This window comes from Brenneria rubrifaciens (assembly GCF_005484945.1).
Taxonomy (GTDB): domain Bacteria; phylum Pseudomonadota; class Gammaproteobacteria; order Enterobacterales; family Enterobacteriaceae; genus Brenneria; species Brenneria rubrifaciens.
In genome coordinates, this window is record NZ_CP034035.1 from 1,176,973 (window position 1) to 1,197,478 (window position 20,506).

18 protein-coding genes are annotated in these 20,506 nt (G+C 52.3%); 17 read left to right on the forward strand and 1 reads right to left on the reverse strand.

The genetic code is table 11. From position 1 onward, the window contains the following. The 5 genes from phrB to pxpA all read left to right on the forward strand — a co-directional run bounded on the left by phrB (window position 1) and on the right by pxpA (window position 4,641). Complete coding sequence (gene phrB, locus EH207_RS05515) at window positions 1–1,464, forward strand: deoxyribodipyrimidine photo-lyase (protein ID WP_137713083.1); 1,464 nt, start codon at window positions 1–3, stop codon at window positions 1,462–1,464. After that, complete coding sequence (locus tag EH207_RS05520; RefSeq protein ID WP_137713084.1) at window positions 1,457–2,200, forward strand: type 2 GTP cyclohydrolase I; 744 nt, start codon at window positions 1,457–1,459, stop codon at window positions 2,198–2,200. The genes phrB and EH207_RS05520 overlap by 8 nt, the downstream gene beginning before the upstream one ends. A 134-nt stretch (window positions 2,201–2,334) precedes the next feature. Beyond that, the gene (pxpB, locus tag EH207_RS05525) at window positions 2,335–2,991 is read left to right on the forward strand and encodes a 5-oxoprolinase subunit PxpB (RefSeq protein WP_137713085.1); all 657 of its coding nucleotides are present in this window, start codon (window positions 2,335–2,337) and stop codon (window positions 2,989–2,991) included. Next, complete coding sequence (gene pxpC, locus EH207_RS05530) at window positions 2,985–3,914, forward strand: 5-oxoprolinase subunit PxpC (protein ID WP_137713086.1); 930 nt, start codon at window positions 2,985–2,987, stop codon at window positions 3,912–3,914. The genes pxpB and pxpC overlap by 7 nt, the downstream gene beginning before the upstream one ends. Further along, window positions 3,904–4,641 (forward strand): 5-oxoprolinase subunit PxpA, encoded by a 738-nt coding sequence (gene pxpA / locus EH207_RS05535; protein WP_137713087.1) that lies wholly within the window; start codon window positions 3,904–3,906, stop codon window positions 4,639–4,641. Before pxpC ends, pxpA begins: the two co-directional genes overlap by 11 nt. A 150-nt stretch (window positions 4,642–4,791) precedes the next feature. On the opposite strand, the gene EH207_RS05540 is transcribed toward pxpA, so the two are convergent. Next, on the reverse strand, window positions 4,792–6,078 hold the full coding sequence (locus tag EH207_RS05540) for a citrate synthase (protein WP_137713088.1): 1,287 nt from the start codon (window positions 6,076–6,078) through the stop codon (window positions 4,792–4,794). A 676-nt stretch (window positions 6,079–6,754) separates the two neighbouring features. On the opposite strand from EH207_RS05540, the gene sdhC reads away from it, so the two are divergent. The 12 genes from sdhC (at window position 6,755) to ybgE (ending at window position 20,429) form a co-directional block, all read left to right on the forward strand. Further along, entirely contained in the window at window positions 6,755–7,144 is a 390-nt protein-coding gene (sdhC, locus tag EH207_RS05545) for a succinate dehydrogenase cytochrome b556 subunit (protein ID WP_137713089.1), read from the forward strand. After that, window positions 7,138–7,485: a succinate dehydrogenase membrane anchor subunit gene (gene sdhD, locus EH207_RS05550; RefSeq protein WP_137713090.1), complete on the forward strand. Its 348-nt coding sequence runs from the start codon at window positions 7,138–7,140 to the stop codon at window positions 7,483–7,485. The genes sdhC and sdhD overlap by 7 nt, the downstream gene beginning before the upstream one ends. Then, a complete protein-coding gene (sdhA, locus tag EH207_RS05555; protein ID WP_137713091.1) occupies window positions 7,485–9,251 on the forward strand; it encodes a succinate dehydrogenase flavoprotein subunit in 1,767 nt (588 codons plus the stop codon). Before sdhD ends, sdhA begins: the two co-directional genes overlap by 1 nt. A gap of 15 nt (window positions 9,252–9,266) precedes the next feature. Beyond that, window positions 9,267–9,983: a succinate dehydrogenase iron-sulfur subunit gene (locus EH207_RS05560; protein WP_137715277.1), complete on the forward strand. Its 717-nt coding sequence runs from the start codon at window positions 9,267–9,269 to the stop codon at window positions 9,981–9,983. Window positions 9,984–10,242: 259 nt separating this feature from the next. Further along, a complete protein-coding gene (gene sucA, locus EH207_RS05565; RefSeq protein WP_137715278.1) occupies window positions 10,243–13,050 on the forward strand; it encodes a 2-oxoglutarate dehydrogenase E1 component in 2,808 nt (935 codons plus the stop codon). Window positions 13,051–13,067: 17 nt separating this feature from the next. Continuing rightward, window positions 13,068–14,297 (forward strand): 2-oxoglutarate dehydrogenase complex dihydrolipoyllysine-residue succinyltransferase, encoded by a 1,230-nt coding sequence (gene odhB, locus EH207_RS05570; protein WP_137713092.1) that lies wholly within the window; start codon window positions 13,068–13,070, stop codon window positions 14,295–14,297. 207 nt (window positions 14,298–14,504) lie between these two features. Continuing rightward, window positions 14,505–15,671, forward strand: a complete 1,167-nt coding sequence (sucC, locus tag EH207_RS05575) for an ADP-forming succinate--CoA ligase subunit beta (RefSeq protein ID WP_137713093.1) — start codon at window positions 14,505–14,507, stop codon at window positions 15,669–15,671. Beyond that, complete coding sequence (sucD, locus tag EH207_RS05580) at window positions 15,671–16,543, forward strand: succinate--CoA ligase subunit alpha (protein ID WP_137713094.1); 873 nt, start codon at window positions 15,671–15,673, stop codon at window positions 16,541–16,543. Before sucC ends, sucD begins: the two co-directional genes overlap by 1 nt. 741 nt (window positions 16,544–17,284) lie before the next feature. Then, a complete protein-coding gene (cydA, locus tag EH207_RS05585) occupies window positions 17,285–18,853 on the forward strand; it encodes a cytochrome ubiquinol oxidase subunit I (protein ID WP_137713095.1) in 1,569 nt (522 codons plus the stop codon). 13 nt (window positions 18,854–18,866) lie between these two features. After that, on the forward strand, window positions 18,867–20,006 hold the full coding sequence (cydB, locus tag EH207_RS05590; RefSeq protein ID WP_137713096.1) for a cytochrome d ubiquinol oxidase subunit II: 1,140 nt from the start codon (window positions 18,867–18,869) through the stop codon (window positions 20,004–20,006). 16 nt (window positions 20,007–20,022) lie between these two features. Then, the gene (gene cydX, locus EH207_RS05595; protein ID WP_137713097.1) at window positions 20,023–20,139 is read left to right on the forward strand and encodes a cytochrome bd-I oxidase subunit CydX; all 117 of its coding nucleotides are present in this window, start codon (window positions 20,023–20,025) and stop codon (window positions 20,137–20,139) included. Then, the gene (ybgE, locus tag EH207_RS05600; protein WP_137713098.1) at window positions 20,136–20,429 is read left to right on the forward strand and encodes a cyd operon protein YbgE; all 294 of its coding nucleotides are present in this window, start codon (window positions 20,136–20,138) and stop codon (window positions 20,427–20,429) included. The genes cydX and ybgE overlap by 4 nt, the downstream gene beginning before the upstream one ends. Window positions 20,430–20,506: the final 77 nt, after the last annotated feature.

Genomic DNA, 20,506 nt, shown 5'->3' on the forward strand with positions numbered 1-20,506 from the left:
ATGAACACCCATTTGGTCTGGTTGCGAAATGATTTACGTATTACCGATAATCTGGCGCTCTCGGCCGCCTGTAACGATCCGCAGGCGCGGGTACTGGCGGTATTCATTGCGACGCCGCAGCAGTGGCGGCGACATGCTATGTCGCCGCGTCAGGCGGCATTCTTGTTGGAAAATCTTAAAGCGGTGCGACAGGCGCTGGCTGAAAAAGGGATCGCGCTTTTTTACCACGAATGTCCTGATTTTGCCGAGTCGGTTAGCTGGCTGTTTACGTTCTGCCGGCAGCAGCGCGTGTCGCATCTGTTCTATAACCGGCAGTATGAAATTAATGAGCGTCAGCGCGACCAGCAGGCCGAGACGTTGCTGGAAGGCAAGGTGGCGTGTCACGGGTTTGATGACAGCCTCCTTTTACCGCCGGGAAGCGTACTGACCGGAAACGGTGAAATGTATAAGGTTTTTACCCCTTTTCGCCGGGCGTTTGTTAAACGTCTGCTGGAAACGGACACCCGCTCTGTTCCTGCCCCTGAAGTGCGAAACAGCGGCGTAACCAATATCACGCACTTCACCCCGTTCAGCTATCCCCGGCAGGAGATCGATAAGGATTTCCCCGCCGGGGAACAGACTGCGATACAGCGGCTCAGACAGTTTTGCCGCGAGCAAGTACAGGATTACCCTCAACAGCGCGATTTACCGGCGTTGGCCGGCACCAGCAAACTCTCTCCTTATCTGACGCTGGGCGTGGTTTCGCCACGCCAGTGTTTTAATCGTCTGCGCGCCGAGTGTCCCGAACGACTGGAACAGCGGGAAAGCGGGGCTTCTATCTGGCTTGATGAGCTGATCTGGCGTGAGTTTTACCGCCATTTACTGGTGGCATGGCCGGCGTTGAGCAAGCACAGACCGTTTACCGCTTGGACGAAAAACGTGCAGTGGCGTCGCTCGCCGGCGGATCTGGCGGCCTGGCAACAGGGACAAACCGGTTATCCGATCGTCGACGCCGCCATGCGACAGTTGAATCAAACCGGATGGATGCATAACCGTTTGCGTATGATTTGCGCCAGTTTTCTAGTAAAAGATTTACTTATCGATTGGCGTGAAGGGGAGCGCTATTTTATGCAGCAACTGTTGGACGGAGATCTGGCGGCCAACAACGGCGGTTGGCAATGGGCGGCATCGACAGGCACTGATGCCTCGCCCTACTTCCGTATATTCAACCCGACCACGCAGGGCGAACGTTTCGATCCACAGGGCGAGTTTATCCGCCGGTTCGTGCCGGAGTTGGCGGCAGTGCCGGATACCGGGATTCACCAACCGCATCGGTGGGCCGAGAAACAGCGTTGTACCTTGAATTACCCGCGGCCGATCGTCGACCACAAAGCGGCCAGACAGCAGACGCTGGCGGCATTTGAAGCCGCCAAAAGCGCGAGCGCGGCGAATAATGAACAGGAAGAGAAGGGCAAGTATGCGTAATCGTGATTTGGAAAAACTGATTAACCAGTTATTGAACGCCGAGACGTTTCAAGACTATGCGCCGAATGGTTTGCAGGTGGAAGGGCGTGAGGAGATTGAGCGTATTATTACCGGCGTGACGGCGTCGCAGGCGTTACTGGATGCGGCGGTTGAACTTCAGGCGGATGCCATTCTGGTGCACCACGGTTATTTCTGGAAAAACGAATCCCCGATTGTCAGCGGCATGAAACGTCATCGACTTAAGACGCTGCTGGTCAACGATATTAATCTGTATGGCTACCATTTGCCGCTGGATGCCCATCCACAGTTAGGAAATAACGCGCAACTGGCCGCGCTGTTGGAGATCAATGTGCTGGGGATGATTGAACCGCTGGTGCCTTATGGTGAACTCTCGCAGCCGATGGGCAGCGATGCGTTTTGCCGCCGTCTGGAAAACCGTTTGGGGCGTTCGATGCTGCATTGTGGGGATAATGCACCGCAACAGATACAACGTCTTGCGTGGTGTACCGGTGGTGGTCAGGGCTTTATTGAACAGGCAGCCAGATTTGGCGTGGATGCGTTTATTACCGGTGAAGTATCCGAGCAGACAATTCATATTGCCCGTGAAATGGGGCTGCATTTCTTTGCTGCCGGGCATCACGCCACCGAACGGGGGGGCATCCGCGCTTTGGGGGATTGGTTGGCTCGACACCACCAGTTCGATGTGACATTTATTGATATTCCCAATCCCGCTTAAGCTTGAAACACCTTGCTATTTAAGGCGATAGGACGAAGGTTAAACTAAACGCGGCTTCAAAAGTCATATTGGTATCTTTATTGCATGCTCCCATAACAGGAAGATGTGATGATAGGGTCAGTCAGGAGAAAAGATTGCAACGAGCACGATGTTATCTGCTGGGCGAGAAAACCGTTGTTCTGGAGCTGGAGCCGCCGATGACGCTGGAAAGTCAGCAGCGCATCTGGGGATTGGCGGAGCGGTTGAATCACCACGAAGAAGTGCAGGAAGCGATTCCGGGCATGAATAATCTGACCGTACTACTGGAACACCCGCAACGGATCGCATTGGATGCCATTGAACGTCTGCAACGCTGGTGGGAAGACAGTGAGTCGTTGGCGTTCGATCCTCGTGATATCGATATTCCGGTCGTTTATGGCGGTGAGTCCGGGCCGGATCTGGATCTTGTCGCGCGTCATTGCAATCTGACCGAGCGTCAGGTGGTGGAAACGCACGCTGCCGCCAGCTATGTCGTGTATTTCCTGGGGTTTCAACCCGGGTTCGCCTATCTGGGGGGACTGGACGAGCGGCTGCATACGCCCCGACGCGCGGAACCGCGTTTGCAGGTTACCGCGGGTTCGATCGGTATCGGCGGGGCGCAAACGGGCATTTACCCATTGACGACGCCGGGAGGCTGGCAGTTGATCGGCCGCACCTCGCTAACGTTGTTCAATCCGCAAACCATGCCGCCTACCTTGTTGCGTCCTGGCGATAATGTTCGTTTTGTGCCGCAGAAAGAGGGCATATGCTGAAAATTATTCATGCCGGATTGCATACCTCGGTGCAGGACAGCGGCCGGCGGGGATTCCGTCGTCTGGGCATCAGTCAAGCCGGCGCGCTGGATATTCCCGCATTGAAGCTGGCCAATCTGCTGGTGGGCAATGCGGAAGGCGCGCCGGCGCTGGAGATTACGCTGGGAAAATTTGTCGCTACGTTTACGTCGCCCTGCTGGATTGCGCTAAGCGGGGCTGACTGCCATGCCGATTTGGATGGCAAACCGTTATGGACCGGCTGGCGTTTTGCCGTAAAAGCCGGACAGACATTGAAAATGCATTTACCGCATCATGGTATGCGCAGTTATCTGGCGTTCTCGGGCGGCATTGACGTACCGGAAGCGTTAGGTTCGCACAGTACCGATTTGAAGGCGGGTTTTGGCGGATATGCCGGGCGTTTGCTGGCGGATGGCGACGAGCTTTTGCTGGGCGCCTCCACCCGATTGCCGACCAGGGAAATAGGGGTTAAACAGTTGCTGTTTGGAAACCGCGTGCGGGCGCTGCCGGGACCGGAGTATCAGGAGTTCAGCGAGGAAGCGCAAGAGACATTCTGGCGTACTCCCTGGCACCTGAGTCCGCAAAGCAATCGGATGGGATATCGTCTGCGGGGGCCGACGCTGCAACGAAAGACGCAGCGTGAAATGTCGTCGCATGGTTTACTGCCTGGCGTTGTGCAGGTCCCGCATAGCGGTCATCCGATCGTGTTGCTGGCCGATGCTCAAACCACGGGAGGCTATCCACGCATCGCCTGTGTGATTGGCGCCGATCTGTATCATCTGGCGCAAATCCGGCTTGGCGAACCGATCCATTTCATCCGTTGCACGTTGACCGAAGCTCAGCAGGCGGCACAAGAACAGCAGCGTTATCTGGAACAATTGGCGTGGAGGCTGCATGAATATTGATCTGAATGCCGACCTGGGTGAAGGTGGCGAAAACGATGAAGCGTTGCTGAAGTTGGTCAGTTCGGCAAATATTGCCTGTGGATTTCATGCGGGAGATGCGCAAACCATGCGGCAGTCGGTGCGTTGGGGAATCGACTATGGCGTGGCGTTGGGGGCGCATCCGGGTTTTCCCGACCGTGAGAACTTTGGCCGTAGTGAAATGAATCTTCCCGCAGAGACGGTCTTTGCACAGGTGGTTTATCAGCTTGGCGCGTTGAATGCGATTGTGGAGGCGGAAGGCGGCAAACTGGCGCACGTGAAGCCGCATGGTATGCTCTATAATCAGGCGGCGCGTGAGCCCGCGCTGGCGGATGCCATTGCGCGCGCGGTAAAGGTGATTAATTCGGAGCTGCGTCTGGTGGGATTGGCGGGCAGTGAACTGATTCGTGCCGGGCAGCGTCTTGGGCTACAGACGCGTCAGGAGGTGTTTGCCGACCGGTGTTACCAGCCTGATGGTTCATTGGTTCCCCGCAAGCAGTCCGGCGCGTTGATCAACAGCGATGATCTGGCGCTGGCGCAAACATTGGAAATGATCCAACGCCAGCGGGTGCGCGCCAGCGACGGTTCCTGGGTGCATGTCCAGGCGGATACGGTGTGTGTGCACGGCGATGGCGTACACGCGCTGACTTTTGTACGCAAGTTGCGTAACTGCTTCACTCAACATCAGATAAAAGTGGCGGCGGCGTAGCTATCCCCTTGAGTAAACCAATGCAGAGCGATGTTGCCCGATCAGGCGCTTATGGCCAGATTGGGAAATGACCTCATATTCTACTGATGTCGCCATTGCCACAAACCGTAGGCCGGAAATCCGGCCTACGGTTTGTCTGGCTGAGCGGTTTTAGCCGTTTTTCAGATTGGATTTAAAGTCCCGTTTGCTGTAGCCGGTGTATAACTGGCGAGGACGGGCAATCTTGATCCCTTCGTCGTGCATTTCATTCCAGTGTGCAATCCAGCCGACCGTACGCGCCATGGCGAAGATAACGGTGAACATGGAAGACGGAATGCCCATTGCTTTCAGGATGATACCTGAGTAGAAATCGACGTTTGGATACAGTTTCTTCTCGATGAAGTACGGGTCGTTCAGCGCGATATTTTCCAATTCCATCGCCACTTCCAGCAGGTCGTCTTTACGGCCCAGCTCTTTCAGCACTTCATGGCAGGTTTCACGCATCACGGTGGCGCGTGGATCGTGGTTTTTATATACGCGATGACCAAAACCCATCAAACGGAAGGAGTCGTTTTTATCCTTTGCGCGTTCGATGAAGGCAGGAATATGTTCAACTGAGCTGATTTCTTCCAGCATTCGCAAACAGGCTTCGTTCGCGCCGCCGTGCGCCGGTCCCCACAGGGAAGCTATCCCGGCGGCGATACAGGCGAATGGGTTGGCGCCGGAAGAACCGGCGGTGCGTACGGTAGATGTCGATGCGTTCTGTTCGTGGTCGGCATGAAGAATCAGGATGCGGTCCATGGCGCGTTCCAGCACCGGGTTCACCTCGTATTCTTCACAGGGCGTGGAGAACATCATGTGCAGGAAGTTGCCGGCATAGGACAGATTATTTCTCGGATAAACAAATGGTTGCCCCAGTGAATACTTATAACACATGGCTGCGACGGTCGGCATTTTAGACAGCAGACGGTAGGCGGCAATCTCACGATGACGTTCGATGCTTATGTCCAGAGAATCGTGGTAGAACGCCGCCAGCGCGCCCGTTACCCCGCATAGCACCGCCATCGGATGCGAATCGCGCCGAAAGCCGTGGAACAGACGGGTAATCTGTTCATGGATCATGGTATGGCGGGTGACCGTGGTTTTAAACGTCTCGTATTGCTCTGGTGTCGGCGCTTCACCGAACAGCAGGATGTAACACACTTCCAGATAGTTGGATTTTTCCGCCAGTTGGGAAATCGGGTAACCGCGGTGCAACAAAATGCCTTCTTCGCCGTCAATATAGGTAATTTTGGATTCGCAGGATGCTGTTGAGGTAAAGCCTGGGTCGAAAGTAAACAAGCCATTAGCGCCAAGAGGACGAATGTCTATTTCATCATAGCCAAGCGTACCGGACAGGATATTCAGTTCGATCGGATCTTTACCATCTAGCGTTAGCGTTGCTTTTTTATCAGCCATTTACAGTCTCCTTAGCGCTTTAATTTTAGATTTTTTTTCACCGAAGAAATACCGTCATGCCTGTACACCGGATCCATTACGCGCCGATGAAACTCTGTTGTGACAGATATTGCCAGTAGGGGCACAGAGTAGGGCAGTGGCAATTTAGCCGGCCCCAATTCAGGATGAAAACATTATTCTTCAGGCAATTAACCCTTCTCAGACTTAATTGTTCTCAAAATCAACCGTTCTTAGAATTAATGGTAGTCATTACCTATAATTATTACATGGGTACTCTCTCCACACTGTTACACAAGTTATGTCAGTGTGGAAGAATAACCGCAGTGCTTTAATACATCATAGAGAATTTGGCGCACTAGTTGTAATTTAAATGTTTAATATTTGTCAGTAAATATGGTTTGTTTTATATGAATTGTTAAATTTGTGATATGAATCACTATTCAAAGGAGATTTTACCAAACATTTTGTATGGGAATTGTAATGAGAATGTATGGGAACTATACTTCTAACAGGTCTCCAGAACACCCTGAGAGCACCCAGTATGCATGGATCATGCGCTGTCTGGCACCGGAATGTCGATGTTTGAGCGCGTACGGTAAACCCGGCTATTAAGGTTTCGACTTTCATGCTGTCTGACCTCCTCAGGTCTGGAGTAGGAAACAATAATAAAAGCTGAGTGGGAAAATCCGTGAAAAAACAAAGACCTGTCAACCTGGATCTGCAAACGATCCAGTTTCCCGTTACTGCCATAGCCTCTATTCTTCACCGCGTTTCCGGCGTTATTACTTTTGTCGCTGTCGGTATTTTACTGTGGCTGCTAGGTTTGTCCCTTTCTTCTGAAGTGGGTTTCCTGCGGGCTGCGGAAATAATGGATAGCGTCATCGTTAAAATTATCGTTTGGGGCATTCTCACTGCACTGGCCTACCACATCGTGGGGGGATTACGTCACCTGATGATGGATGCCGGCTACCTAGAAGAAGATCTTGTCGCGGGTAAACGTTCCGCGAATCTTTCTTTTATTATCACTATCGTGCTTTCACTACTGGCTGGAGTCCTCGTATGGTAAGCAATGCTTCTGCGTTAGGACGCAATGGCGTACACGATTGGTTATTAATTCGCGCTTCTGCCATCGTCATCATGTTGTATGTGTTGTACATCGTTGGTTTTATTGTGAGCGCCAACGACATCACTTATGAAGTCTGGCGTGGTTTTTTCGCTATGGCTCTCACCAAAGTATTCACACTGTTAACGTTATTTTCCATCCTGGTACATGCATGGATAGGGATGTGGCAAGTGCTGACCGACTACATTAAACCGCTGGCCCTGCGATTGACTATACAGTTGGCGATCGTGGTTACGCTGTTGGTGTACGTCATTTATGGAACCATCGTGGTGTGGGGTGCGTAATGAATTTGCCAGTCAGAGAGTTTGATGCGGTTGTTGTTGGTGCGGGTGGCGCAGGTATGCGCGCCGCGTTGCAAATATCCCAGATGGGCCTTTCCTGCGCCCTGTTATCCAAAGTCTTCCCGACCCGTTCCCATACCGTTTCCGCACAAGGCGGCATCACCGTCGCGCTGGGCAATACCCATGAAGACAACTGGGAATGGCATATGTATGACACCGTGAAAGGGTCTGATTATATCGGCGATCAGGATGCCATTGAATATATGTGTAAAACCGGCCCGGAAGCGATCCTGGAGCTGGAACATATGGGGTTGCCATTCTCACGTCTGGATGATGGTCGCATTTATCAGCGTCCGTTTGGCGGACAATCCAAAAACTTTGGCGGCGAGCAGGCGGCTCGCACGGCGGCGGCGGCTGACCGTACCGGCCATGCTTTGCTGCATACGCTCTATCAGCAAAACCTGAAAAACCATACCACCATCTTCTCAGAGTGGTATGCGCTGGATCTGGTGAAAAATCAGGATGGCGCAGTGGTCGGTTGTACCGCTATCTGTATCGAAACCGGCGAGGTCGTTTACTTCAAGGCGCGCGCCACCGTACTGGCGACGGGCGGAGCGGGCCGTATTTATCAGTCCACCACCAATGCGCATATCAATACCGGCGACGGCGTCGGCATGGCGCTGCGTGCCGGTGTGCCGGTGCAGGATATGGAAATGTGGCAGTTCCACCCGACCGGTATCGCGGGGGCTGGCGTGCTGGTGACCGAAGGCTGTCGCGGCGAAGGAGGTTACCTGCTGAATAAGCACGGCGAGCGCTTCATGGAACGCTATGCGCCGAATGCCAAAGATTTGGCCGGCCGTGATGTAGTCGCCCGATCCATCATGATTGAAATCCGTGAAGGTCGCGGCTGCGAGGGCCCGTGGGGGCCGCATGCCAAGCTGAAACTGGACCACTTGGGTAAAGAGGTGCTGGAATCCCGTCTGCCGGGTATTCTGGAATTGTCCCGCACCTTTGCCCATGTCGATCCCATCAAAGAACCGATTCCGGTTATTCCAACTTGCCACTATATGATGGGGGGGATTCCGACCAGAGTCAGCGGTCAGGCGCTGACGCTCAACGAGAAGGGGGAAGATGTGCCGATCCCCGGCCTGTTTGCCGTTGGCGAAATCGCCTGTGTCTCGGTACACGGCGCGAACCGCTTGGGGGGCAACTCTCTGCTCGATTTGGTGGTGTTCGGCCGCGCTGCGGGTATGCATCTACAAGAATCGCTGGAAGAACAGGGCGTCAGCCGCGACGCCAGCGAGTCGGATATTGAAGCGTCGCTCGAACGTCTGAACCGCTGGAACAACACGCGTTCCGGTGAAGATCCGGTTGAAATCCGTAAAGCGTTGCAATCCTGCATGCAAAACAACTTCTCGGTCTTCCGCGAAGGGGATGCGATGGCGAAAGGGCTGGAAGAGCTAAAAACGATCCGCGAGCGTCTTAAAAGCGCGCGTCTGGATGATAATTCTACCGAATTCAATACCCAGCGCATTGAATGTCTGGAATTGGATAACCTGATGGAAACCGCTTATGCAACGGCGGCATCTGCCAATTTTCGCACCGAAAGCCGTGGTGCGCACAGTCGTTTCGACTATCCTGATCGTGATGATGAGAACTGGTTATGTCATTCGTTGTATCTGCCGCACGCCGATAGCATGACGCGCCGTGAGGTGAACATGCAGCCTAAATTACGTCCGGCGTTCCCGCCGAAAATACGTACTTATTAATCGCGGAGATAAATGATGAAACTTGAATTTTCTATTTATCGTTACAACCCGGATGTTGATAATGCGCCGCGGATGCAAAATTACACGCTGGAAGCAGAAGAAGGGCGGGACATGATGTTGCTGGATGCGCTGATTCTGCTTAAGGAGCAGGACCCGACACTGTCTTTCCGCCGCTCTTGCCGTGAAGGTGTGTGTGGTTCCGACGGCGTCAACATGAACGGTAAGAATGGCCTTGCCTGTATCACGCCGATATCGGCATTGCGTCACGGAAGCAGTAACATTGTCATCCGACCTCTGCCCGGTTTACCGGTTGTGCGTGATTTGGTAGTGGACATGGGACAGTTCTATGCCCAATATGAGAAAATAAAACCTTACCTGTTGAATAATGGGAAAAATCCACCGGCACGCGAACACCTTCAGTCACCGGAGCAGCGTGAAAAACTGGATGGGTTGTATGAATGCATCATGTGCGCCTGTTGTTCCACGTCCTGTCCGTCGTTCTGGTGGAACCCGGACAAATTTGTTGGACCCGCGGGGCTGCTTGCGGCATACCGTTTCCTGATTGACAGCCGTGATACGGAAACCAAGCCGCGGCTGGACGAACTTGACGATGCTTTCAGTGTTTTCCGCTGCCATAGCATCATGAATTGTGTCAATGTTTGTCCGAAAGGACTCAACCCGACGCGGGCGATCGGCCATATAAAATCGATGTTGTTGCAACGTAACGCGTAATAATTTAACAGTATGAAAATTAAGTAGTAAAAAGATACGAACGTCCCTCTGGGGTTGATATGCTTTAGAGGGATCGCAGGAAACCTTTAAAAACCGGCTTACGCGCCCGAACCGGTTTTTAAAGGTTCCTTAAGGGGCGGGATACCCCGAGTGTACCGAGGTACGACAAGTGAACCGTTTAGGGTAACTGATGTTATACGGCACTTAATGACATGTTAACCACGGCGAAAACTGAAGCTTATTAGCTTAAGGGATCATGATGCAGAACGGCGCAATGAAGGCCTGGCTGGATTCCTCCTATCTGGCGGGCGCAAACCAGTCCTACATAGAAGAGCTCTATGAAGATTTTTTAACCGATCCGGATTCTATTGATCTCAGCTGGCGCACGATTTTCCAGCAACTGCCCACTACTGGGGTCAAGCCCGATCAACTCCATTCTAAAACGCGTGAATACTTCCGCCGTTTGGCGAAAGATTCGTCACGCTTTTCCTCATCAATTACCGATCCTGACATGGATGCCAAGCAGGTCAAAGTGTTGCAGTTAATCAACGCTTTCCGTTTTCGCGGCCATCAACAGGCGAACCTCGATCCGATTGATCTGCGCCCGCAGATACCGGTCGCTGAACTGGATCTGGATTACCATAACCTGACGCAGGATGATTTGCAGGAAACCTTCAACGTAGGTTCCTTTGCGATTGGCAAAGAGACCATGAAGCTGGCGGATCTGTATGAGGCGCTGAAACGCACCTATTGCGGACCCATCGGCGCCGAATACATGCACATTACCAATACGGAAGAAAAACGCTGGATTCAGCACCGTATTGAATCGGTTATCGGCCAACCGTCGTTCAGCGCTGAGGAGAAAAAGCGCTTCCTGAAAGAGTTGACGGCGGCAGAAGGTCTTGAGCGCTATCTTGGGGCAAAATTTCCCGGCGCCAAGCGCTTCTCACTGGAGGGCGGCGATGCCCTGGTGCCGATGCTGAAAGAGATGATCCGTCATGCGGGCAAAAATGGGACGCGTGAAGCGGTGCTTGGCATGGCTCACCGCGGTCGCCTGAATGTGCTGATCAACGTCCTGGGTAAACAATCACAGGATCTGTTCGACGAATTCGCCGGTAAGCACAAAGAACATCTCGGCACGGGGGACGTGAAATATCATCAGGGCTTCTCCGCCGATATTGAAACCGAAGGGGGACTGGTTCACCTGGCGCTGGCGTTCAACCCTTCGCATCTGGAGATCGTCAGTCCGGTGGTGACGGGCTCGGTCCGTGCTCGTCTGGATCGCTTGAATAGTCAGAGCGGTCCGCGCGTACTGCCGGTAACCATTCACGGTGATGCGGCGATCAGCGGTCAGGGCGTGGTGCAGGAACTGCTGAACATGTCGACGGTGCGCGGCTACGAAGTCGGCGGCACGCTGCGTATTGTCATCAACAACCGTATCGGCTTTACCACATCTAACCTGTTGGATATCCGGTCGACGGAATACTGTACGGATATCGGCAAGATGGTTCAGGCGCCGATTTTCCACGTGAATGCCGACGATCCTGAAGCGGTTGCGTTTGTGACCCGCCTGGCGCTCGATTTTCGTAACACGTTTAAGCGTGATGTGTTTGTCGATCTGATTTGCTATCGCCGTCATGGGCATAATGAAGCGGATGAGCCGAGCGCCACGCAGCCGATGATGTATCATAAGATCAAAAAACATCCGACGCCGCGAAAGGTGTATGCCGATCGTCTGGAACAGGAGAAAGTCATTACGCTTGAAGACGCGACCGAAATGGTCAACCTGTATCGTGATGCGTTGGATGCCGGTGAGTGCGTGGTGGAAGAGTGGCGAGAGATGGACATTCAGTCCTTTACCTGGACGCCTTATCTGCATCACGAATGGGATGAACCGTATCCGCATAAAGTCGGGATGAAGCGTCTACAGGAACTCGCCAAACGTATCAGCGATGTGCCGGAAGGCATTGAGATTCATCCTCGCGTCGCCAAGGTTTATAAAGACCGCGGCGAGATGGCGCTCGGCAATAAACCATTTGACTGGGGGGCAGCGGAAAATCTGGCCTACGCGACGCTGGTGGATGACGGCGTTTCTATTCGTCTGTCGGGCGAAGATACCGGGCGCGGAACATTCTTCCATCGTCATGCGGTGATCCACAATCAGAAAAACGGTTCCAGCTATACCCCACTAAACCACGTGCATAACTCGCAAGGTAAGTTCAATGTCTGGGACTCTGTATTGTCCGAGGAAGCGGTGCTGGCATTCGAGTATGGCTATGCCACGGCGGAACCGCGGACGCTGACGATCTGGGAGGCGCAATTCGGCGACTTTGCCAACGGCGCTCAGGTGGTTATCGATCAGTTCATCAGTTCCGGCGAACAGAAATGGGGACGGATGTGTGGCCTGGTCATGCTGTTGCCGCATGGGTATGAAGGTCAAGGCCCGGAACACTCATCAGCCAGATTGGAGCGCTATCTGCAATTGTGCGCCGAACAGAACATGCAGGTGTGTATTCCCTCGACCCCGGCTCAGGTCTATCACATGCTGCGCCGTCAGGCGTTGCGCGGCATGCGCCGTCCGTTAATTGTGATGTCGCCGAAATCGCTGTTGCGTCACCCGCTGGCAATTTCGTCTCTGGATGAGTTGGCTGACGGTCAATTTCAGCCAGCGATTGGCGAAGTTGACGACCTGGCGCCCAAAGCCATCAAACGCGTCGTTCTCTGCTCCGGTAAGGTTTACTATGATTTAGTGGAGCAACGTCGTAAGAACGATCAAAAAGATGTGGCCATTGTGCGTATCGAACAGCTTTACCCGTTCCCGCATCAGGCAGTTCAGGCGGTGCTTGAACCCTTCGCGCATGTGCATGATTTCGTGTGGTGTCAGGAAGAACCGTTGAATCAGGGAGCCTGGTATTGCAGCCAGCATCATCTCCGTGAAGTTATTCCCTTTGGGGCTTCTTTGCGTTACGCCGGACGTCCGGCATCGGCTTCGCCTGCTGTTGGCTATTTCTCCGTACACCAGAAACAACAACAAGCTCTGGTTAATGACGCGCTGAACGTTGATTAAATTTAAAAGGATAGATAATGAGTAGCGTAGATATTCTCGTTCCCGACCTGCCTGAATCGGTAGCCGACGCCACTGTTGCCACCTGGCACAAAAAACCAGGCGATAGCGTCCAGCGTGACGAAGTGCTGGTTGAAATTGAAACCGACAAAGTCATTTTGGAAGTGCCTGCTTCTGAGGCCGGTATTCTGGAGGCTGTTCTGGAGGATGAAGGCGCCACGGTGACCTCTCGCCAGGTGTTGGGCCGCCTTCGTGCTGGCGACAGCTCCGGTAAAGAAACCAGCGAGAAATCACAGAATCAGGAATCTACTCCGGCGCAGCGTCACACCGCGGGGCTGGAAGAAGAAAATAATGATGCGCTCAGTCCGGCGATTCGCCGCCTGATTGCGGAGCATGACCTTGATGCTTCCGCCATTAAAGGCAGCGGCGTCGGCGGACGAATCATCCGTGAAGATGTTGATAAATATCTGGCTGCGCAGCAGAAAGATAAAGACGTTAAGAAAGAAGAAAAGCCTGCCGCGTCCTCTTCCCCTGAGCCTGCACTCGGCGGCCGCAGCGAAAAACGTGTGCCGATGACGCGGTTGCGCAAACGCGTTGCCGAACGTTTGCTGGAAGCGAAAAACAGTACCGCGATGTTGACGACGTTCAACGAAGTCAACATGAAACCTATCATGGATCTGCGCAAGCTGTATGGCGAAGCTTTCGAGAAGCGCCACGGCATACGCCTGGGCTTTATGTCCTTCTACATCAAAGCTGTGGTTGAAGCCCTGAAACGCTACCCGGAAGTGAATGCTTCCATCGACGGCGAAGACGTGGTTTACCACAACTATTTCGATGTCAGCATTGCCGTGTCGACGCCGCGCGGTCTGGTTACACCCGTGCTGCGTGAGGTCGATGCGCTGGGAATGGCGGATATTGAGAAAAAAATCAAAGAGTTGGCGTTAAAGGGCCGGGATGGAAAATTGACCGTTGAAGAACTGACCGGCGGTAACTTCACCATTACCAACGGCGGTGTGTTTGGTTCTCTGATGTCTACGCCGATCATCAACCCGCCACAAAGTGCGATTCTTGGCATGCATGCCATTAAAGATCGTCCGATGGCGGTTGAGGGGCAGGTTGTCATATTGCCAATGATGTATCTGGCGCTGTCATACGATCATCGCCTGATCGACGGTCGTGAATCAGTCGGTTTCCTGGTGACAGTGAAAGAGATGCTGGAAGATCCTACTCGTCTGTTGCTGGACGTCTAATCGAAGCGGGCGGTAAATCTGTAAAGAGTTACCGCCTGAGAAAATAGGTGCTATGCAGGCCGTTTTTGCGAGCGGCGTTATCCAAAAATATCAGAACGTCCAGAGACGAAGGGTCATTATCCCATCCGGGTTATCTCCGGCATGAGTCTTGACTGATAAAGAATTAAGTCCAGCGGCGTATCCCCAAACTTAAATGGATAGAACATCATGAATTTACATGAATATCAGGCAAAACAGCTCTTTGCTCGGTATGGTTTACCGGCTCCGACCGGTTATGCCTGCGCCACGCCGCGTGAAGCGGAAGAAGCGGCATCTAAGATTGGTGCTGGCCCGTGGGTGGTGAAATGCCAGGTTCACGCGGGTGGCCGCGGTAAAGCGGGCGGCGTTAAAGTGGTCAGTAATAAAGAAAATATTCGCGCGTTTGCCGAAAACTGGCTGGGTAAAAACCTGGTGACCTATCAGACGGATGCGCAGGGACAACCGGTGCATCAGATTTTGGTTGAAGCGGCCACCGAGATTGATAAAGAGCTTTATTTGGGCGCTGTTGTCGATCGCGGTAGCCGTCGCGTGGTGTTTATGGCCTCAACCGAAGGCGGCGTTGAGATTGAAAAAGTCGCTGAAGATACCCCTGAACTGATTTATAAAGCGGCGTTGGACCCGCTGACCGGACCACAGCCTTATCAGGGGCGCGAGTTAGCCTTTAAATTAGGTTTAAGCGGCAAACAAATTGCTCAGTTCACCAAAATTTTCATGGGGCTGGCAACGATGTTCCTGGAACGCGATCTGGCCTTGGTTGAAATCAACCCGCTGGTGATCACCAAAGAAGGCGATCTGGTTTGTCTGGATGGCAAACTGGGCGCAGATGGCAATGCGTTGTTCCGTCAGCCTGAACTGCGTGAAATGCGCGATCCCAGCCAGGAGGATCCCCGTGAAGCGCATGCGGCGCAGTGGGAACTGAACTATGTGGCGCTGGACGGCAATATTGGTTGTATGGTGAACGGAGCTGGCCTGGCGATGGGAACCATGGATATTGTTAAGCTGCACGGCGGCGCGCCGGCCAACTTTCTCGATGTGGGCGGCGGCGCAACTAAAGAACGTGTCACCGAAGCGTTCAAAATCATTTTGTCTGATGACAAAGTGAAAGCCGTATTCGTCAATATTTTCGGCGGTATCGTGCGTTGTGATTTGATCGCTGACGGTATCATCGGCGCGGTGGCAGAAGTGGGCGTTAACGTTCCTGTTGTCGTTCGTCTGGAAGGCAATAACGCAGAACTGGGCGCCAAAAAATTAGTGGATAGCGGCCTGAATATTATCGCTGCAACCAGCCTGACGGATGCGGCTCAGCAAGCTGTTGCAGCAGCAGGGGGGAAATAATGTCCATTCTGATCGATAAAAATACCAAAGTTATTTGCCAGGGGTTCACCGGCAGTCAGGGGACTTTTCATTCTGAGCAGGCACTGGCTTACGGCACACAATTGGTGGGGGGGGTAACGCCGGGCAAGGGCGGTACCGAGCATCTGGGGCTGCCGGTTTTCAATACGGTGCGTGAAGCGGTTGAAGCCACAGGCGCGACGGCCTCGGTTATCTATGTCCCTGCGCCATTCTGCAAAGACTCCATTCTGGAAGCGATCGACGCGGGCATTGAGCTGATTATTTGTATCACTGAAGGTATCCCGACGCTGGATATGCTGATGGTAAAGGTCAAACTGGAACAAAGCGGCGTTCGGATGATCGGTCCGAACTGTCCGGGCGTGATCACCCCGGGTGAATGTAAGATCGGTATTATGCCGGGCCATATTCACCAGCCGGGCAAAGTGGGTATCGTTTCCCGTTCTGGTACGCTGACGTATGAAGCGGTAAAACAGACGACGGATACCGGTTTGGGACAGTCCAGTTGCGTGGGTATCGGCGGTGACCCCATCCCCGGTTCTAACTTTATTGATATTTTGAAGCTGTTTGAACATGACCCTCAGACCGAAGCCATTGTCATGATTGGCGAAATCGGCGGGACGGCGGAAGAAGAAGCGGCCGCCTATATCAAAGAGCGCGTGACCAAGCCCGTTGTGGGCTATATTGCGGGCGTAACCGCGCCGAAAGGCAGGCGTATGGGCCATGCCGGTGCGATTATCGCCGGGGGTAAAGGGACTGCCGATGATAAGTTTGCCGCGCTGGAAGCCGCGGGCGTGAAAACGGTACGTAGTCTGGCGGATATCGGCGAAGCGGTAAAAACGGTACTTTCTCGCTGAGCCGGAAATAACGGCAAACGCATTAATGTATCACACGGTTAAAGTTCGACATGTCGGCCACCCAGAGTGGCCTTTTTTTTTGCAGAAAAAATAGTCTATTCAAACGGTTTTCACAATAAAATGGTATTCTCAGTAAAAATAACAATGCAATAACAAAAAGATACGTAAATATCATTGATAACATGCGGAAAAGACAAAAAAACAGAAATAGGTAAACTTAAAATTCAAGATAATTTGTCGAGACTAAAGTAAAAAATATATTGCTGAATTAATTTTTATTTCAACTTTGATATCACATGTATTTAACAATGGAGACATATATCAAATTTATAAAAACCCATGATTAACAAATAGAAGCTAAATTGCGACAGATCAAAATCTACTTCTGGATATATTCTTTAAAATACGCTTAAATTGCGGCAGATCAATTATTGCCTGTTGTGCGTTTTGATGGAAAAGTTGATTTGAAAACAAAAACCCAATCTATGTCACGTAAAAACCTATTTATTGTAGGGGATTACAGGCGTAATATATTTCTACCTGTTCGAGGGTAGGATATTTGTAATATTTATGATCTTTCTTTGGCTTACCGTTGGATTCGCTGAATTATTGGGCGGCGTATGTTAAGCCTGTGCTAAAGCAATTTTTTGTTGTGTTCTTTTTGGGTGTCTACTGCCGGGTTTTTAGTGGCTTGTCAGCTTCTGCAAGCTAAAACCTTCCTGCGAGGAGCAAGGAGTCAAGATGTTTGATATAGTCGAACTGTCACGCTTACAGTTTGCCTTAACCGCGATGTACCATTTTCTATTCGTGCCATTAACGCTGGGGATGGCGTTCTTGCTGGCGATTATGGAAACGGTATATGTGCTGTCTGGCAAACAAATCTATAAAGATATGACCAAGTTCTGGGGCAAGTTATTTGCGATTAACTTTGCGCTGGGCGTTGCAACCGGGCTGACCATGGAGTTCCAGTTTGGTACAAACTGGTCGTATTTCTCGCATTATGTCGGGGATATTTTTGGCGCGCCGCTGGCCATTGAAGGATTAATGGCGTTCTTCCTGGAATCCACCTTTGTTGGCTTGTTCTTTTTCGGCTGGGACCGTCTGGGAAAAGTGCAACACATGGCGGTTACCTGGCTTGTTGCGTTGGGCTCAAACTTTTCCGCGTTGTGGATTCTGGTGGCGAACGGCTGGATGCAAAACCCCGTCGCTTCTGATTTCAATTTTGAAACCATGCGTATGGAAATGGTGAGCTTCGCCGATCTGGTGCTGAACCCGGTTGCTCAGGTGAAATTCGTTCACACTGTCGCTGCGGGCTATACCACCGGCGCCATGTTCATCTTGGGGATTAGCTCCTACTATCTGCTGAAAGGCCGTGATATCGCTTTCGCCAAGCGTTCTTTCGCCATTGCCGCCAGTTTCGGTCTTGCTTCCGTTTTATCCGTTATCGTGCTGGGTGATGAGTCCGGTTATGAAATGGGGGACGTGCAGAAAACCAAGCTCGCCGCGATTGAAGCAGAATGGGAAACGCAACCCGCGCCAGCTTCCTTTACCCTGATTGGTTTGCCGGATCAGGACAATATGGAAAACAACTATGCCATCAGGATACCGTATGTTTTGGGTCTGATTGCCACGCGTTCTACCGACAAGCAAGTGACTGGCCTTAAAGAACTGATGGAAATGCATCAGGTTCGTATCCGTAATGGTATGAAGGCTTACCAGTTGCTGGAAGAACTGCGTGCCGGCAACACCGATCCTGCCGTTAAAGAAGCGTTTAACCAGTCTAAACAGGATTTGGGGTACGGCATGTTACTGAAACGCTATACGCCTAAGGTAACTGATGCAACTGAAGAACAAATTCAGCAGGCAACCAAAGACTCTATTCCACGCGTTGCACCGCTGTATTTCTCTTTCCGTATCATGGTGGCTTGCGGCATCCTGATGTTGCTGATCATCGGTCTGTCCTTCTGGACCGTGCTGCGTGGAAAAATAGGTCAGAAAAGATGGCTGCACCGTGTGGCGCTGTATGGTATTCCATTGCCGTGGATCGCGGTTGAAGCGGGCTGGTTTGTCGCAGAATACGGTCGTCAGCCTTGGGCCATCGGTGAAATACTGCCGACTGCGGTGGCAAACTCATCGCTGACCGCAGGGGATATCCTCTTCTCTATGGCGCTGATTTGTGGCCTGTATACGCTATTCCTGATCGCGGAAATGTATCTGATGTTCAAATACGCACGCCTTGGCCCAAGCAGCCTGAAAACAGGGCGCTACCACTTTGAACAACCCATAGCGGTTGCGCAGGAAGCACGGTAAACAGGAGTCCACTATGTTTGAATATGAAGTCTTGCGTTTTATCTGGTGGCTGTTGATCGGCATCTTGCTGATTGGTTTTGCCGTCACTGATGGTTTTGATATGGGGGTTGGGATACTGGTTCGTTTGATGGGGCGTGGAGATACCGAACGCCGCGTGATGATCAACAGTATCGCCCCGCACTGGGACGGAAACCAGGTGTGGCTGATCACGGCGGGCGGCGCGCTGTTTGCTGCCTGGCCGATGGTCTACGCCGCCGCGTTCTCCGGCTTCTACATTGCGATGATTCTAGTGTTGGCATCATTGTTCTTCCGCCCGGTCGGTTTTGACTATCGTTCAAAAATCGAAGATCCGCGCTGGCGCAACATGTGGGACTGGGGCATCTTTATCGGCAGCTTCGTCCCGCCTGTGGTGATCGGTGTGGCGTTCGGTAACCTGTTGCAGGGCGTACCGTTCCATGTGGATGAATATCTGCGCTTGTACTATACCGGCAACTTTTTCCAGCTCCTCAATCCGTTTGGCCTGCTGGCGGGTATTGTCAGCCTGACCATGATTGTGGCGCAGGGCGCGACCTACCTGATGATGCGAACGACTGGCGATTTGCACGTTCGTTCAAAATCGGCGGCACAGATCTCCGCGTTGGTCATGATGGTGACGTTCGCGCTGGCCGGTGTCTGGGTGATTTACGGTATTGATGGCTATGTCGTAACGTCCGTGATAAACACGGCGGCTGAGTCTAATCCGCTGCACAAAGAAGTAGCGCATCAGGCAGGTGCCTGGTTGATTAATTTCAACAATTATCCTGTACTGTGGGCGATTCCTCTGTTGGGTGTGGTATTACCGCTGCTGACCATCGTGACGGCCAGAATGGAGAAAGGGGCATGGGCTTTCCTGTTTTCCTCACTGACCATCGCCTGTGTGATTCTGACGGTGGGTGTTGCGATGTTCCCATTCATCATGCCATCGTCAACAGCGCCGAATGTCAGCCTCACTCTGTGGGATGCGACCTCCAGCCTGTTGACCCTAAAAGTCATGACCGTGGTGGCGATCATTTTCGTCCCGATTGTGCTGTCTTATACGGCCTGGTGTTACTACAAAATGTTCGGACGGATTACCAAAGAACATATTGAGCAAAACTCTCACTCTATGTACTAAGTAAGGAGCTTATTTTATGTGGTATTTTGCCTGGATACTCGGAACGCTTCTTGCTTGTTCACTGGGGATTATCACTGCCCTGGCGCTTGAGCAGAGCGAGGCAAGTAAAGTGACCGAAGATAAAACGCAATGAGTGATTTGGTCGATAAACTCTATCGTCTGATGGATAAGAGCCCGCTAAGGGCTCTTTCCCTTATCATGGCCCTGCTGGTGGCCGGTTGTGTTTTCTGGGATCCCGCGCGTTTTGCCGCTCGTACCAGTGAGTTGTCCGTTTGGCAGGGTTTTTTGCTGATTTGGGCGGTGTGTGCAGGTGTGGTCCACGGCGTTGGTTTTCGCCCTCGTCGAGTGCGTTGGCGCGCTTTTTTTTCGCCGCTTCCGGCCTTTGTGATCCTGTGCGCAGGTTTGTATTACTTCTTTAGCTAAAATTGCCGCCTGTTCCGTTTAATTATGGGGTGCTTGCTACCCATAATTATTTTCTTTCCACTGTCACAATCCATTCC

Coding starts and splice junctions, on each gene's coding strand:
- phrB (WP_137713083.1), top strand. CDS start 1: ATGAACACCCATTTGGTCTGGTTGCGAAATGATTTACGTATTACCGAT.
- EH207_RS05520 (WP_137713084.1), top strand. CDS start 1,457: ATGCGTAATCGTGATTTGGAAAAACTGATTAACCAGTTATTGAACGCC.
- pxpC (WP_137713086.1), top strand. CDS start 2,985: ATGCTGAAAATTATTCATGCCGGATTGCATACCTCGGTGCAGGACAGC.
- pxpA (WP_137713087.1), top strand. CDS start 3,904: ATGAATATTGATCTGAATGCCGACCTGGGTGAAGGTGGCGAAAACGAT.
- EH207_RS05540 (WP_137713088.1), bottom strand. CDS start 6,078: ATGGCTGATAAAAAAGCAACGCTAACGCTAGATGGTAAAGATCCGATC.
- sdhD (WP_137713090.1), top strand. CDS start 7,138: ATGGTAAGCAATGCTTCTGCGTTAGGACGCAATGGCGTACACGATTGG.
- sdhA (WP_137713091.1), top strand. CDS start 7,485: ATGAATTTGCCAGTCAGAGAGTTTGATGCGGTTGTTGTTGGTGCGGGT.
- EH207_RS05560 (WP_137715277.1), top strand. CDS start 9,267: ATGAAACTTGAATTTTCTATTTATCGTTACAACCCGGATGTTGATAAT.
- sucA (WP_137715278.1), top strand. CDS start 10,243: ATGCAGAACGGCGCAATGAAGGCCTGGCTGGATTCCTCCTATCTGGCG.
- odhB (WP_137713092.1), top strand. CDS start 13,068: ATGAGTAGCGTAGATATTCTCGTTCCCGACCTGCCTGAATCGGTAGCC.
- sucC (WP_137713093.1), top strand. CDS start 14,505: ATGAATTTACATGAATATCAGGCAAAACAGCTCTTTGCTCGGTATGGT.
- sucD (WP_137713094.1), top strand. CDS start 15,671: ATGTCCATTCTGATCGATAAAAATACCAAAGTTATTTGCCAGGGGTTC.
- cydA (WP_137713095.1), top strand. CDS start 17,285: ATGTTTGATATAGTCGAACTGTCACGCTTACAGTTTGCCTTAACCGCG.
- cydB (WP_137713096.1), top strand. CDS start 18,867: ATGTTTGAATATGAAGTCTTGCGTTTTATCTGGTGGCTGTTGATCGGC.
- cydX (WP_137713097.1), top strand. CDS start 20,023: ATGTGGTATTTTGCCTGGATACTCGGAACGCTTCTTGCTTGTTCACTG.
- ybgE (WP_137713098.1), top strand. CDS start 20,136: ATGAGTGATTTGGTCGATAAACTCTATCGTCTGATGGATAAGAGCCCG.